Source organism: Pseudomonas sp. Marseille-QA0892, assembly GCF_054950135.1.
Genome location: NZ_CM143104.1, coordinates 1107110 through 1120952 on the forward strand (window position 1 = coordinate 1107110; position 13843 = coordinate 1120952).

Genomic DNA, 13843 nt, shown 5'->3' on the forward strand with positions numbered 1-13843 from the left:
GGTACAATCCGGGCCTCGTTTCATTCGCGTCAGTAGAGCTTTCATGGTCGCCAAGTTCGTTCACCTTCGTCTGCACACCGAGTATTCCCTAGTCGATGGCATCGTTCGCGTAAAGCCGCTGATCAAGGCGGTCGCCGGTACGGGCATGGCGGCTGTAGCCGTTACCGACCAGAGCAATATGTGTTCGTTGGTAAAGTTCTACAAGGCTGCGATGGGAGCCGGGGTAAAGCCGATATGTGGCGCTGATATCTGGCTCGCCAGCGAGGATGAGGATGGTCCGCTCACGCGTATGTCGCTGTTGGCGATGAACGGCAAGGGTTACCGCAACCTCACTGAACTCATTTCGCGCGGGTGGATGGACGGCCAGAGCAACGATCTGGTCATTATCCAGCGGCACTGGGTCAAGGAGGCCTCAGAAGGGCTCATAGCACTATCCGGCGCTCGCGAGGGCGAAGTCGGGCGTGCGTTGCTCGATGGTGAACCCGCCAAGGCCGAGCGCCTGCTCAGGGAATGGCTCGATGCATTCCCGGATCGCTTCTACCTCGAGGTCCAGCGCACGGCCCGGGTCGGAGACGAAGAACACGTTCATGCTGCCGTGGCGCTGGCGGACCGTTGTGGTGTGCCGCTGGTGGCCACGAATGATGTTCGCTTCCTCAAGCAGGACGATTTCGAAGCGCACGAGACGCGGGTCTGCATAGGCGAGGGCCGAGCGCTTGGCGATCCGCGACGCATCCGTCACTACTCGGACCAGCAATATCTCAAATCGCCAGAGGAAATGTGGGAGCTGTTCTCGGACCTCCCTGAAGCGCTCGAAAATACGGTCGAGATCGCCAAGCGATGCAATATTGAGGTTCAGCTAGGGAAGTACTTCCTGCCGAACTTCCCGATTCCGGAAGGCATGACGATCGACGACTATCTTCGTCAGGTGTCTTTCGAAGGGCTCGAAGAGCGCCTCGCCGTGCTGCTGCCCAAGGACACGCCAGATTACGAGGCGAAGAAACAGGTCTACATCGAACGCCTGAACTTCGAGCTCGATATCATCATTCAGATGGGGTTCCCGGGCTACTTCCTCATCGTGATGGACTTCATCAAATGGGCCAAGAATAACGATGTGCCCGTAGGGCCTGGTCGGGGTTCGGGCGCAGGGTCGCTGGTGGCCTATGTGCTTAAGATTACTGACCTGGACCCGCTTGCCTACGATTTGCTCTTCGAGCGCTTCCTCAATCCCGAACGTATCTCGATGCCGGACTTCGACGTCGACTTCTGCATGGATGGCCGCGACCGCGTGATCGAGTATGTGGCCGAGGCCTACGGGCGCAATGCGGTCAGCCAGATCATTACCTTCGGGACCATGGCGGCGAAAGCCGTGGTTCGCGACGTGGCGCGCGCGCAGGGCAAGTCTTACGGACTCGCCGATCGACTTTCAAAGATGATCCCGTTCGAAGTGGGGATGACCCTTGAAAAGGCCTATGAGCAGGAAGAGATACTTCGCGACTTTCTGAAGTCCGATGAGGAAGCCCAAGAAATCTGGGACATGTCCCTGAAGTTGGAGGGCATCACCCGCGGTACCGGCAAGCACGCTGGCGGCGTGGTCATTGCGCCTACCAAGCTGACCGACTTTTCGCCAATCGCGTGCGACGAGGGCGGTGGCGGTCTCGTGACCCAGTTCGACAAGGACGACGTCGAGCAGGCAGGACTGGTGAAGTTCGACTTCCTCGGTCTGCGTACCCTCACGATCATCAAGTGGGCGTTGGAGACCATCAATCGGAAGCGAGCGGAGCAGGGTGAGGACCCGCTCAACATCGACTTCATCCCCCTCGATGACAAGAAAACGTTCGACATGCTGCAGAAGGCCGAAACAACGGCCGTCTTCCAGCTCGAATCGCGCGGGATGAAGGAGCTGATCAAAAAGCTCAAGCCTGACTGTCTGGAAGACATGATCGCCCTCGTGGCGCTCTTCCGTCCGGGCCCGCTGCAATCCGGCATGGTGGACGACTTCATTAACCGGAAGCATGGCCGCGCAGAACTCTCCTATCCGCACCCGGACTACCAATACGCAGGCCTTGAGCCCGTGCTCAAGCCAACCTACGGCATCATCCTGTATCAGGAACAGGTGATGCAGATCGCACAGGTCATGGGCGGCTATACGCTGGGTCAGGCCGACATGCTTCGTCGCGCGATGGGCAAGAAGAAGCCCGAGGAGATGGCTAAGCAGCGGGGCGGCTTCATCGAAGGGTGTGCCAACAACGGAATCGACGCGGACCTGGCAGGCAACATTTTCGACCTGGTGGAAAAGTTTGCCGGTTACGGATTCAACAAGTCGCACTCGGCTGCGTACGGCCTGGTTTCCTACCAGACGGCTTGGCTAAAGGCACACTATCCTGCGCCATTCATGGCCGCGGTACTCTCGGCGGATATGCACAACACCGACAAGGTGGTGATCCTGATCGAGGAATGCCGGAACATGAAGCTGCGCATCGATGCGCCGGACGTCAACATGTCCGAATTCAAGTTCACGGTGAACGAAGATGGGCGGATCGTCTATGGCCTTGGCGCGATCAAGGGCGTGGGGGAGGGGCCTGTAGAGGAGATCGTGACGTGCCGCGCCGAAGGTGGGCCGTTCAAGGATCTGTTCGACTTCTGTAGTCGCATCGATCTCAAGCGTGTGAACAAACGTACACTCGAAGCCTTGATCCGATCCGGCGCACTGGATCGCCTCGGGCCCTGCTACAACGATGAGATGAAGGCCTACCAGGCGACTGTCGATCTTAACCGCGCGATCCTCCTGGCCTCCATGGAGGAAGCAATCCATGCGGCAGAGCAGACAGCACGAAGCCACGACAGTGGCCACATGGACCTGTTTGGCGGGGTCTTCGCCGAGGCAGAATCGGATGTCTACGCCAACCATCGCAAGGCAAAGGAGCTTTCGCTCAAGGAGCGCTTGCGCGGCGAGAAGGAGACGCTTGGCCTGTATCTTACTGGCCACCCCATCGACGAATATGAGGGGGAAATTCGTCGCTTTGCACGCCAGCGCATCGTAGAGCTCAAGCCGGCGCGCGGCGAGCAGACGGTGGCAGGGCTGATCGTCAACCTTCGTGTGATGAAGAACAAAAAGGGCGACAAGATGGGCTTCATCACCCTGGACGACCGGTCTGGGCGAATCGAAGCATCACTCTTCTCCGAAGCATTCCATGCCGCTCAGACGCTGCTGCAGACTGACGCACTGGTCGTCGTCGAAGGAGAAGTCAGCCAAGATGATTTTTCGGGCGGCTTGAGGTTGCGCGCCAAGCGGGTGATGGGCCTCGAGGACGCCCGTACTTCCCTTGCCGAGAGCTTGCGAGTCAAGGTTGACGCAGGTGCCCTTCAAGGGGATCGGTTGCGCTGGATGGCAGAGCTTTTCGGTCGTCATCGCGGAGGCTGCCCCATCACATTGGACTACAGCAGTCAGTCTGCGCGAGCGATGCTTCAGTTCGGCGATCAGTGGAAGATCGATCCGGCTGATAACTTGATTCAGGCGCTGCGTGACCAGTTCGGTCGTGACAACGTCTTCTTGAACTATCGTTGATATCGAAGCTTTTTCGATATCGATTCGACACTTGTGGTCGACCCAGGCACGCCGTATCACGTATCTTACGGCGTTTGACTGGATCAGCCGCCGGCCATCTTGGCCGCTGACGTATGACGGATGCCTATGAACCCAAACTATCTCGACTTCGAACAGCCGATTGCCGACCTGCAAGCCAAGATTGAGGAATTGCGACTGGTCGGTAACGACAACTCCTTGAACATTGGTGATGAGATCGCACGTCTCCAGGACAAGAGCCAGTCGTTGACCGAGAGCATCTTCAGCAGTTTGACTAGCTGGCAGATCGCACGCCTGGCCCGGCATCCGCAGCGGCCGTACACCCTGGATTACATCCAGCACATCTTTACCGAGTTCGATGAGCTCCATGGCGACCGCCACTTCTCCGATGATGCCGCGATCGTCGGTGGCGTGGCCCGTCTGGAAGACGAGCCCGTGATGATCATCGGCCACCAGAAAGGCCGCGAAGTGCGCGAGAAGGTACGCCGCAACTTTGGGATGCCTCGTCCTGAGGGCTATCGCAAGGCATGCCGCCTCATGGAAATGGCTGAACGCTTCAAGATGCCGATCCTGACCTTTATTGACACGCCCGGTGCCTACCCGGGTATCGATGCGGAAGAGCGTGGTCAGAGCGAGGCGATCGCCTGGAACCTGCGCGTGATGGCGCGGCTCAAGACGCCGATCATTTCGACTGTAATCGGGGAAGGCGGATCCGGCGGTGCGCTCGCCATCGGCGTCTGTGACCGGCTCAATATGCTTCAGTACTCAACCTATTCCGTGATTTCACCTGAGGGCTGCGCGTCAATCCTGTGGAAGACTGCCGAGAAAGCACCCGATGCAGCCGAGGCAATGGGCATCACTGCAGAGCGCCTGGCGGGCCTGGGGATTGTCGACAAGGTGATAGATGAGCCGCTGGGCGGTGCGCATCGCTCTCCAGTCGAGGCGGCACATGCTATTCGCGACCTGCTCGTCGAGCAGTTGGGTGAACTCAAGGTGCTGGACACTGCTGGGCTGCTCGAGCAGCGCTACGAGCGCCTGATGAGCTACGGCATCGCCTGATTGTTTTGGATGCCTCCCGCTCGGGAGGCATCCCTCTCCATCCGCTTTACGGATGCGCTCCACCCTGACAGCTGTGCCTCGGTGAGGCTACATCCCATTCCGGGGTTTCGCGAGCTACGACATGTCACCCAAGCGATCATTCTGCAGTAGAGCAGACCTTGAGTCCCATCTGCTGGAGTGCCTGAGCCCGTGGCGGGACGCCCATCGTGTGGTCGTTGCGCTGTCGGGTGGGCTCGACTCGATGCTGTTGCTTCATCTTCTGGCGGGCTTGCATACAAGGGGGCTTGTGCCACCCGTGCACGCCCACCATGTACACCATGGGCTGCAGGCAGCCGCTGATGTATGGGCCCAGCACTGCCAGCGTCAATGCGACTCGCTTGGCATCCCCCTGCAGGTTTCGCGTGTCCGGGTACCAGTCGGCGCGAGCCTGGAGGCCATGGCCCGTGAGGCTCGCTATCGTGCGCTTGGCGATGGCCTGGCGACGGGTGATGTACTTGTGTTCGGGCATCACCGGGATGACCAGATCGAAACGTTCATGTTTCGTCTATTCCGCGGTGCCGGTGTCCGTGGGCTAGCGGGCATGCCCGGGTCGCGTGCGCTGGGGCAGGGGTGCCTGGTGCGCCCGCTTCTCGATGTGGCACGTAACCAGTTGGCCTGTGTGGCAGGCGAGATGGAGCTGGAATGGGTCGACGACCCCTCGAACCGGGATATCGCCCTCGCCAGAAATTACCTTCGCAGTGAAGTTCTCCCCGTTATCAAGCGGCAGTGGCCTCGTGCAGGCGATAGCATTGCCCGCGCGGCGCGCCACCTTGGCGAAGCTCAGGCGCTACTTGAAGAGTTGGCCGATGATGACCTGGTTGGAGCCAACAAACCCAGCACCTGGCCCTGGCTGGCCATACCCTCCTTGGATTTCCAGGCACTGGTGCAGCTGTCTCCTGCACGGCAGCGAAACGTGCTGCGGCGTTGGTTGCAACCATTCGGTGAGCAGCCGGAGACGGAGCATTGGCATGGTTGGCGCGCACTGCGTGACGCGCAGACCGGTGCATCTCCCATATGGCGATTGCGACATGGGCTGCTTCAGCGTTCAGCAGGTCGGGTCTGGTGGTTGGCTGATCGCTGGGCGAATTTCGATGTGCCGGCCGCTGCGCAAACGTGGGCTGATCTATCGCGCCCGCTCGACCTGGCTGGCAACGGGACACTCACGCACTCCGGGCACGGGCTCACGGGCATCATCACCGTTGGCTATCGGGCTGGAGGCGAGCGGATCAGTATCCCGGGTCGAGGTCATCGCGATCTCAAGCGATTATTGAACGAAAGCATCGTGCCTACATTCGTGAGAGGACGCTTGCCTCTTATCTTCCAGAACGGCGTGCTGGTCGCTGTGGCCAATCTTCCGGGGCTCTCCTCTTTTGAGGCGCAGGGCGCGCGATTCGATTGGTCACCTCCGACGAACGACATGGGTTTGAGCTGATGACGGTTATCCAGTAGACTACGCTCCCGTCTTGATACAGCTTCCGCGAACGTCGTCCGACATTCGTGGCGGTTCGTTTTTTGTGTCGTCGACACGCTCCTTTTGCTTCCCCGCGGCCTTGCCGCTTTAACGCTGAAATCTAGGGTTTTTATGACGCGCTACATCTTCGTCACGGGCGGTGTTGTTTCTTCATTGGGGAAAGGCATCGCCTCGGCATCTTTGGCGGCTATCCTGGAGGCGCGGGGCCTGAAGGTCACCATGCTGAAGCTGGATCCCTATATCAACGTGGATCCCGGCACCATGAGCCCGTTCCAGCACGGTGAGGTGTTCGTCACCCACGACGGCGCCGAGACCGACCTCGACTTGGGCCACTACGAGCGCTTCATCCGCACGACGATGACCCAGAACAACAATTTCACGACCGGCCGCGTTTATGAAGACGTGCTGCGTCGTGAACGTCGTGGCGATTACCTGGGGGCGACCATCCAGGTGATTCCGCACATCACTGACGAAATCAAGCGCCGCATCATCAAGGGTGCTGGTGATGCAGACGTCGCACTTGTCGAGATCGGCGGTACCGTAGGGGACATCGAGTCCCAGCCTTTCCTCGAAGCGATTCGTCAGCTACGCGTCGAAGTGGGCGCCAAGCGTGCCATGCTGATGCATCTGACGCTCGTGCCCTACATTGCGACGGCGGGCGAGACCAAGACCAAGCCGACCCAGCACTCTGTCAAGGAGCTGCGTTCGATCGGCCTCCAGCCAGATGTGCTTATTTGCCGCTCCGACCACCCGGTGGACGTGTCCTCGCGTCGCAAGATTGCTCTGTTCACCAACGTTGAAGAGCGTGCAGTGATCAGCCTGCAGGACGTCGACACCATCTACAAGATTCCGGGCGTCCTGCACGCTCAGGGCCTGGATGACTTCGTGGTCGAACGGTTCGGCCTTACCTGCAATGGTGCGGATCTCTCCGAGTGGGATCGCGTCGTCGATGCGAAGCTCAATCCCGAGCGTGAAGTCACCATCGCCATGGTCGGCAAGTACATGGAACTGTTGGATGCGTACAAGTCGCTCATCGAAGCGCTGAGCCATGCAGGCATCCAGAACCGCACGAAGGTCAACGTCCGATACATCGATTCCGAAGACATCGAAACCAAGGGTACATCGCTGCTTGAAGGGGTGGATGCGATCCTGGTGCCGGGCGGGTTCGGCCTGCGCGGCGTCGAAGGGAAGATCGCGACCGTTCGCCATGCACGTGAGAACAAGATCCCGTATCTCGGTATCTGCCTCGGCATGCAGGTCGCTGTTATCGAGTTCGCTCGCAGCGTGTTGGGCTGGACAGACGCAAATTCCACGGAATTTGACCGTGCCAGCGGACACCCTGTAGTTGGCCTCATCACCGAATGGCAGGACTCGACCGGCGCGACTGAAATACGGACCGAAGCATCCGATCTCGGTGGCACGATGCGCCTGGGTGCGCAGGAATGCCAGCTTGAAGCCGGTACTCGCGTCCGTGAGGTTTACGGTAGCGACGTCATTGTGGAGCGGCATCGTCACCGCTATGAGGTGAACAATAACCTGCTGCCTCAATTGATCGAAGCCGGCCTGAAAGTCACCGGTCGCTCCGGTGACGGCGCGCTGGTGGAAGTGGTCGAGGCGCCAGATCATCCTTGGTTCGTGGCCTGCCAGTTCCACCCCGAGTTCACCTCGACGCCTCGTGATGGACATCCGCTGTTCAGCGGCTTCGTCAATGCGGCGTCCGCACACAAGGCGCGCAAGGCATGACGCAGAAAACGATCCGCGTTCGCGATATCGAGCTCGCGAACGACAAGCCGATGGTCTTGTTTGGCGGAATGAACGTACTCGAGTCGCGCGATTTGGCGCTGAAGATTTGCGAAGCCTATGTTGAGGTGACCAGCAAGCTCGGTATCCCGTACGTATTCAAGGCAAGCTTCGACAAGGCCAATCGCTCGTCGATCAACTCGTTCCGGGGCCCGGGCCTAGACGAGGGGCTGAAGATCTTCGAGGAGGTCAAGAAGACCTTTAACGTTCCGATCATCACTGATGTCCATGAGCCGTATCAGGCAGCGCCTGTGGCTGAAGTGTGCGACATCATCCAGCTTCCTGCCTTCCTGTCGCGCCAGACTGATCTGGTGGTGGCTATGGCCAAGACCGGCGCTGTCATCAATATCAAGAAAGCGCAGTTCCTGGCGCCTCAAGAAATGAAGCACATCCTCTCCAAATGTGAAGAGGCTGGGAACGATCAGTTGATCCTGTGCGAGCGTGGCACGTCCTTTGGGTACAACAACCTGGTCGTCGATATGCTCGGCTTCGGCATCATGAAGCAGTTCGAGTATCCGATCATGTTCGATGTGACTCACTCCTTGCAGATGCCGGGCGGGCGCTCGGATTCCGCCGGTGGTCGTAGGGCCCAGGTGACCGATTTGGCAAAGGCAGGCATGAGCCAGGGGCTTGCCGGGCTGTTCCTTGAAGCCCATCCGGATCCGGAAAATGCCAAGTGCGACGGCCCCTGTGCGCTCCGCCTCGACAAGCTCGAGCCGTTCCTGGCTCAGCTCAAGCAACTGGATACGCTCATCAAAGGATTTGCCCCAATCGAAACGGCCTGACGGCCGTTTCTTGGTTCTGATGCTGTGCCTTGGGTGAGGGCAGCCCGGCGGTCACTGGAACTGGCTCGCTTTTCAGCGGTCAGTCCCCGAGTCCTGCCGCATCTCGTGCAGCGATTATCTTCAAACCTGGAGTGCTGATAACAATGGCAAAAATCGTCGACATCAAAGGACGTGAAGTTCTCGACTCTCGCGGTAACCCCACCGTGGAAGCCGATGTGATTCTGGATAACGGCATCGTCGGTAGCGCTTGTGCACCGTCGGGAGCCTCGACCGGATCACGTGAAGCGCTGGAACTGCGCGACGGCGACAAGAGCCGGTACCTGGGCAAGGGCGTACTCAAGGCAGTCGCCAACATCAATGGCCCAATCCGTGACGCGCTCATGGGTAAGGACCCAGTCGACCAAAAGGCGCTCGACCGCACGATGATCGACCTCGACGGTACCGAGAACAAGGCCAATCTGGGCGCGAACGCTATTCTCGCTGTGTCTCTGGCTGCAGCCAAGGCCGCCGCTCAGGACCAGGACCTGCCCCTGTACGCCCATATTGCCAACCTGAACGGCACGCCAGGCCAGTACTCGATGCCAGTGCCAATGATGAACATCATCAACGGCGGCGAGCATGCGGATAACAACGTCGACATCCAGGAATTCATGGTGCAGCCGGTAGGTGCCAAGACCTTTGCCGACGCGCTGCGCATGGGTGCGGAAATTTTCCATCACCTCAAGGCTGTATTGAAGGCCCGCGGGTTGAACACAGCCGTGGGTGATGAGGGTGGCTTCGCGCCAAACCTGAGCTCCAACGAAGACGCGCTTGGTGCAATTGCCGAAGCCGTCGAAAAGGCGGGCTACACCCTCGGTACAGATATCACCCTTGCTCTGGACTGCGCTTCTAGCGAATTCTACAAGGACGGCAAATACGACCTGTCCGGCGAAGGGAAAGCGTTCGATGCTGCCGGCTTCGCTGATTACCTGGCCGGGCTGACTCAGCGCTATCCGATCATCTCGATCGAGGATGGCATGGACGAGTCCGACTGGGATGGCTGGAAAGGCCTGACCGACAAGATCGGTGCAAAGGTGCAGCTTGTCGGTGACGACCTGTTCGTGACCAACACCAAGATCCTGAAGGAAGGCATCGATAAGGGCATCGGCAATTCCATCCTGATCAAGTTCAACCAGATCGGATCGTTGACCGAAACGCTCGAAGCCATTCAGATGGCGAAAGCAGCCGGCTACACCGCGGTAATTTCGCACCGCTCCGGTGAAACAGAAGATTCGACCATTGCTGACCTCGCCGTAGGGACAGCAGCTGGCCAGATCAAGACGGGTTCGCTGTGCCGCTCGGATCGCGTTTCCAAGTACAACCAATTGCTGCGGATCGAAGAGCAGCTGGGCGGAAAGGCCCCTTACCGTGGCCGCACTGAGTTCCGCGGTTGATTCGGTAATGGTAAAAGGGGCGGCAAATGCCGCTCCTTTCACTTTTACCCGAAGTTCCTCCATGTCCAAAGCGTCTTACTGGCTGATTTTTTCCCTCGTATTGGTCCTGTTTGGGCTGCAGTACAGGCTATGGGTGGGCGAAGGAAGCCTGGCTCAGGTGACCGAACTCAAGCAGCAGATCTCGGAGCAGCGGGGCGAAAACGAGCGCCTCCAAGAACGCAATCGCGTGCTTGAAGCGGAAGTGATGGAGTTGAAGAAAGGTATGGAAACCGTCGAGGAACGTGCACGGCATGAGCTGGGCATGGTCAAGGAAGGTGAAACGCTGTACCAGCTGGCTGAGTAAGATCATGGGCCAGCCATCCCTTCCTTCCTTTTGGGCGGTGATACCGGCTGCCGGTATTGGCAGCCGTATGCGAGCTGATCGCCCCAAGCAGTACCTTCAGGTCTCAGGCCTGACAATTCTCGAGCACACGATTAATTGTTTTTCTGACCATCCGACATTGGAAGGCATCGTCGTAAGCGTCGCCGAAGAAGATCCTTACTGGCAGGGACTTGCCTGTGCCACGAGGCCAGACGTCATTCGTGCCAGTGGCGGCGCCGAGCGCGCGGTATCCGTTCTCAATGCGTTGCTTCTCTTGGCGGAGCGAGGCGCACATGAGGACGACTGGGTCCTGGTGCATGATGCGGCTCGGCCAAACCTTCAGCGGGAAGACCTTGACCGCTTGCTCGCTGCGGTCGGCAACGATGCGGTTGGTGGAATCCTCGCTGCGCCGGTGCGAGACACACTCAAGCGTGCCGGTGTCGACGGTCGAGTCGAGGCTACATTGGATCGCTCTCTGGTCTGGCAGGCATTCACACCGCAGATGTTTCGTCTTGGCCTCCTGCAAACTTCCATAGCGGAAGCCCTGGCCGCTGGGGTCAATGTCACCGATGAAGCATCAGCCCTTGAATGGGCGGGATACGCGCCACGCCTTGTGGAAGGGCGGGGGGACAATCTGAAGATCACCCGGCCGGACGATCTAGAGTGGCTGGAGCGTCACTGGGCGCACTGAGGGTAGGACCAGGCCACCGAAGAGGCCTGGTCCGGTACGCGATCAGAACCGATAGATCGCGGCTGCGCCGGTACGGCTGGGCATGCGGTCTGCAGGGACGACGACAACCTCTCCACCGTTTTCGATCACGCGAATCGACAGCTCTTCCAGTAGGTCCGGGGCATTGCTGCCTTGCTCCTTCGCGGGCATCAGCGAGCCGTCCTTCGTATCCATGAAAGCCGGAATGTCTCGATCCGCCTCTACAAGCAGTGTGGCGACACGGTTGCCGGTCGCGGAGGAGCCAATTTCTTCAAGCTGATCCGTAGCCAGCCCTTGGCCGTGGGAGACGCCGTAGCGATCCAGGAGACCATCCAGTCGCTTCAAGTACTGAGGCAACATCACTTCCCATGCTTTGGCCTTCACGACGTTGATATCAATATTTGAGGACGCCATTTCGATGCCATCGGCAAGCAGGAAGTCGTTATGGCTAAGACGACGAAAATGCGCCTGCTGCTCAGGTAGCGCCAGAAGTATCAGCGGCAATCGTGACTCGCGTGAGCACTGTTCGAGAATCGCTTTGTCGACGGCTCGGAAGTAGCGCTCTTCGTCCTTGTCCACTTCGTCCTGTTTGCCACCACCGCCTGCACTATGCTGCATCGCGTCGCCGCGCTCGCTTGCTCGCCCGAATCCTTGCGGGAACCCATGTTGACCGCGGGGTGTCTTTTCCTCGCCAAGCGCTTCCTCCAGTGTACGAACGCCTTCGGGTGGCTGGATCTCGTCGAGCGAGTAGCGATTGCCCTCGAACAGGCGGATTGAATCCCGGCTCAGGCAAAGCACCTGGTAGCGGTCGGCAGACTGGACAACGCGTAGCAGCGGTTTGACGTGCGGCCGGTCATTGACGATCGCCTGTTCCACGACGGTACGTTGGAGGCGGAAGATCTCGAAGTAATCCTGGCCCGCGAAGATCGCAAGACCGTCCTGGTTATGATTCCAGAAATCTGCATCCGCCTGGAGGGCATGGAACGGCTTGAGAATGTCGGTGCCCATTTCAGGGAACTGGGCCTTGAGCGACGACTCGAGTCGCTCGACCAGATGACGGAAGCGAATCGGATCCTGCTGGCGCTCCGGGAAGCTACGATGCGTCGGCTGGTACAGTGAAAGTGCTGGGGCTCCACGGCGGGCCATCAATTGGGTGATCGTATCCTGATTCAACGTCTGGATCATGAATCTCTCCTCGTGTTGGATAGCGCTCCTTCGCGGTAGTAAATCCGGTTCAGATGCGGCGCAGCTTGCCCATAGTGTGGTCGAGCGCGTGATTTAGCTTTGTGGCTGCGCCCTCGACGGCAAGGTCGAAAGAATCGGCCTTATGGGTGACGGAGACGGGCTCGTGAGACTTGACCCGGGCTTCGATCTGACAGCGTTTGTCCTGTGCGCCACTTTTGCCGCCGTTCTCGTCCGTGAGGTGCACTTCGATTCGGGTCAAGTGATCTTCGAAACGAGCGACTTCGGATTCGACGGTTGCGCGTATTCGGTCCTCATGATCGGCCGGGATTGACACGCTATGGTTGCTGTTCACCAGAATTTGCATAGATCGCTCCTCGTGACTGAAGCCGGTAGTGCCATTGGCTCTACCTAGAACTATCGACGAGGGCGCAGTCGGGTCGGTTCCCATTTCCCGGACAGCTGGCTGAAATCAAATAGTTGCAGTGTATTCCGACCGCTTCGCCAGTTCGGTCTTCAGCGCCGAGACCAACTGAGAGACCTTGGGCGAGACGAGACGTTGCTGCGGGTAGACGGCCCAAACTGCAGTATTCGGTGGCGCGTTGCCCGGCAATAGGGAGATGAGCTCGCCACTGCGCAGGGGGCCTTGAACGTAGTAGTCCGGTAACTGGCATAAGCCAAACCCCCGTAGCGCGGCGTCAAGCACGGCTTCACCACTGTTGCACCGCCAGTTGCCAGACGGGCGGAAGCTCTGTTCGCGGCCACCTTGCTGAAAGCTCCAGTGATCACTCGTTCCGATCAGACAATTATGATTGGAAAGCTCAGATAGGGTGTGGGGTCGACCGTAGTGCGCGAGGTAGGCAGGCGCTGCGCAGAGGTACAAGGCGCGTGGAGCGATACGGGTCGCGACCAGTCGGGATTCCTGCAATCGACCGAGGCGAATCGCCAGATCGTAGCCTTCCTGTACGATGTCGACCGTTCGGTTGGTCAACTCGATTTCCACCCTCAGCTGCGGGTGGCGGCTCATGAACGCGTTGACGATAGGTACGATAAACCGCTCGCCATATGCCACGGCTGCGGTCATTCGAAGTAGCCCTGTCGGCTCGCGGTGCATCTCGCCAAGTGCCGAGAAGGCGCGGTCTCGCTCATCAATCAGATGCTGACACCGGAGAAGAAAGGTTCGACCGGCCTCGGTCAGAGAAACCCGACGTGTCGTGCGGTACAGCAGTCGTGTCTGGACCCGCTCTTCCAGCCTTGCTATCTGTCGGCTCACGTGTGACGAAGAGACTCTCAGGCGCTGGGCCGCGCCTTGAAAGCTGCCTGCTTCTGCCACCGCCACGAATTCCTCAAGCCCGTCCCACCCGTACGACGACACGTATTATCCCTGCGCAGCAATGATGAATTTACGTTTTGCGGATTAT

General features: G+C 59.1%; 11 protein-coding genes. 8 read left to right on the plus strand and 3 right to left on the minus strand.

Going from position 1 to position 13843, the window contains the following annotated elements:
- Positions 1–43 precede the first annotated feature (43 nt).
- The 8 genes from dnaE (at position 44) to ispD (ending at position 11222) form a co-directional block, all read left to right on the plus strand.
- On the plus strand, positions 44–3565 hold the full coding sequence (dnaE, locus tag ACY8D3_RS05005; protein WP_462382166.1) for a DNA polymerase III subunit alpha: 3522 nt from the start codon (positions 44–46) through the stop codon (positions 3563–3565).
- Between the two features lie 126 nt (positions 3566–3691).
- On the plus strand, positions 3692–4642 hold the full coding sequence (locus ACY8D3_RS05010) for an acetyl-CoA carboxylase carboxyltransferase subunit alpha (RefSeq protein WP_462382168.1): 951 nt from the start codon (positions 3692–3694) through the stop codon (positions 4640–4642).
- Positions 4643–4763: 121 nt separating this feature from the next.
- On the plus strand, positions 4764–6113 hold the full coding sequence (gene tilS, locus ACY8D3_RS05015; RefSeq protein WP_462382170.1) for a tRNA lysidine(34) synthetase TilS: 1350 nt from the start codon (positions 4764–4766) through the stop codon (positions 6111–6113).
- Between the two features lie 150 nt (positions 6114–6263).
- On the plus strand, positions 6264–7895 hold the full coding sequence (locus ACY8D3_RS05020) for a CTP synthase (RefSeq protein WP_462382172.1): 1632 nt from the start codon (positions 6264–6266) through the stop codon (positions 7893–7895).
- Positions 7892–8737: a 3-deoxy-8-phosphooctulonate synthase gene (kdsA, locus tag ACY8D3_RS05025; protein ID WP_462382174.1), complete on the plus strand. Its 846-nt coding sequence runs from the start codon at positions 7892–7894 to the stop codon at positions 8735–8737. The genes ACY8D3_RS05020 and kdsA overlap by 4 nt, the downstream gene beginning before the upstream one ends.
- 143 nt (positions 8738–8880) lie before the next feature.
- Positions 8881–10170 (plus strand): phosphopyruvate hydratase, encoded by a 1290-nt coding sequence (gene eno, locus ACY8D3_RS05030; RefSeq protein WP_462382176.1) that lies wholly within the window; start codon positions 8881–8883, stop codon positions 10168–10170.
- A gap of 61 nt (positions 10171–10231) precedes the next feature.
- On the plus strand, positions 10232–10513 hold the full coding sequence (gene ftsB, locus ACY8D3_RS05035; protein ID WP_462382178.1) for a cell division protein FtsB: 282 nt from the start codon (positions 10232–10234) through the stop codon (positions 10511–10513).
- 4 nt (positions 10514–10517) lie between these two features.
- The gene (ispD, locus tag ACY8D3_RS05040; protein WP_462382180.1) at positions 10518–11222 is read left to right on the plus strand and encodes a 2-C-methyl-D-erythritol 4-phosphate cytidylyltransferase; all 705 of its coding nucleotides are present in this window, start codon (positions 10518–10520) and stop codon (positions 11220–11222) included.
- A gap of 42 nt (positions 11223–11264) precedes the next feature.
- Here ispD and ACY8D3_RS05045 read toward each other — a convergent pair whose 3' ends face one another.
- The 3 genes from ACY8D3_RS05045 to ACY8D3_RS05055 all read right to left on the minus strand — a co-directional run bounded on the left by ACY8D3_RS05045 (position 11265) and on the right by ACY8D3_RS05055 (position 13797).
- Positions 11265–12425, minus strand: coding sequence for a baeRF3 domain-containing protein (locus ACY8D3_RS05045; protein WP_462382182.1), 1161 nt, complete (start codon positions 12423–12425; stop codon positions 11265–11267).
- A 49-nt stretch (positions 12426–12474) separates the two neighbouring features.
- The gene (locus ACY8D3_RS05050) at positions 12475–12789 is read right to left on the minus strand and encodes an HPF/RaiA family ribosome-associated protein (protein WP_462382184.1); all 315 of its coding nucleotides are present in this window, start codon (positions 12787–12789) and stop codon (positions 12475–12477) included.
- 105 nt (positions 12790–12894) lie between these two features.
- Positions 12895–13797 carry a LysR family transcriptional regulator gene (locus ACY8D3_RS05055; RefSeq protein WP_462382186.1) on the minus strand — a complete coding sequence of 301 codons (903 nt, stop codon included), beginning with the start codon at positions 13795–13797 and terminating at the stop codon, positions 12895–12897.
- Positions 13798–13843: the final 46 nt, after the last annotated feature.

What these genes read in the sequence shown, in the direction of transcription:
- dnaE (WP_462382166.1), top strand. Translation starts at nt 44, where the DNA reads ATGGTCGCCAAGTTCGTTCACCTTCGTCTGCACACCGAGTATTCCCTA.
- eno (WP_462382176.1), top strand. Translation starts at nt 8,881, where the DNA reads ATGGCAAAAATCGTCGACATCAAAGGACGTGAAGTTCTCGACTCTCGC.
- ftsB (WP_462382178.1), top strand. Translation starts at nt 10,232, where the DNA reads ATGTCCAAAGCGTCTTACTGGCTGATTTTTTCCCTCGTATTGGTCCTG.
- ispD (WP_462382180.1), top strand. Translation starts at nt 10,518, where the DNA reads ATGGGCCAGCCATCCCTTCCTTCCTTTTGGGCGGTGATACCGGCTGCC.
- ACY8D3_RS05045 (WP_462382182.1), bottom strand. Translation starts at nt 12,425, where the DNA reads ATGATCCAGACGTTGAATCAGGATACGATCACCCAATTGATGGCCCGC.
- tilS (WP_462382170.1), top strand. Translation starts at nt 4,764, where the DNA reads ATGTCACCCAAGCGATCATTCTGCAGTAGAGCAGACCTTGAGTCCCAT.
- ACY8D3_RS05010 (WP_462382168.1), top strand. Translation starts at nt 3,692, where the DNA reads ATGAACCCAAACTATCTCGACTTCGAACAGCCGATTGCCGACCTGCAA.
- ACY8D3_RS05050 (WP_462382184.1), bottom strand. Translation starts at nt 12,789, where the DNA reads ATGCAAATTCTGGTGAACAGCAACCATAGCGTGTCAATCCCGGCCGAT.
- ACY8D3_RS05020 (WP_462382172.1), top strand. Translation starts at nt 6,264, where the DNA reads ATGACGCGCTACATCTTCGTCACGGGCGGTGTTGTTTCTTCATTGGGG.
- kdsA (WP_462382174.1), top strand. Translation starts at nt 7,892, where the DNA reads ATGACGCAGAAAACGATCCGCGTTCGCGATATCGAGCTCGCGAACGAC.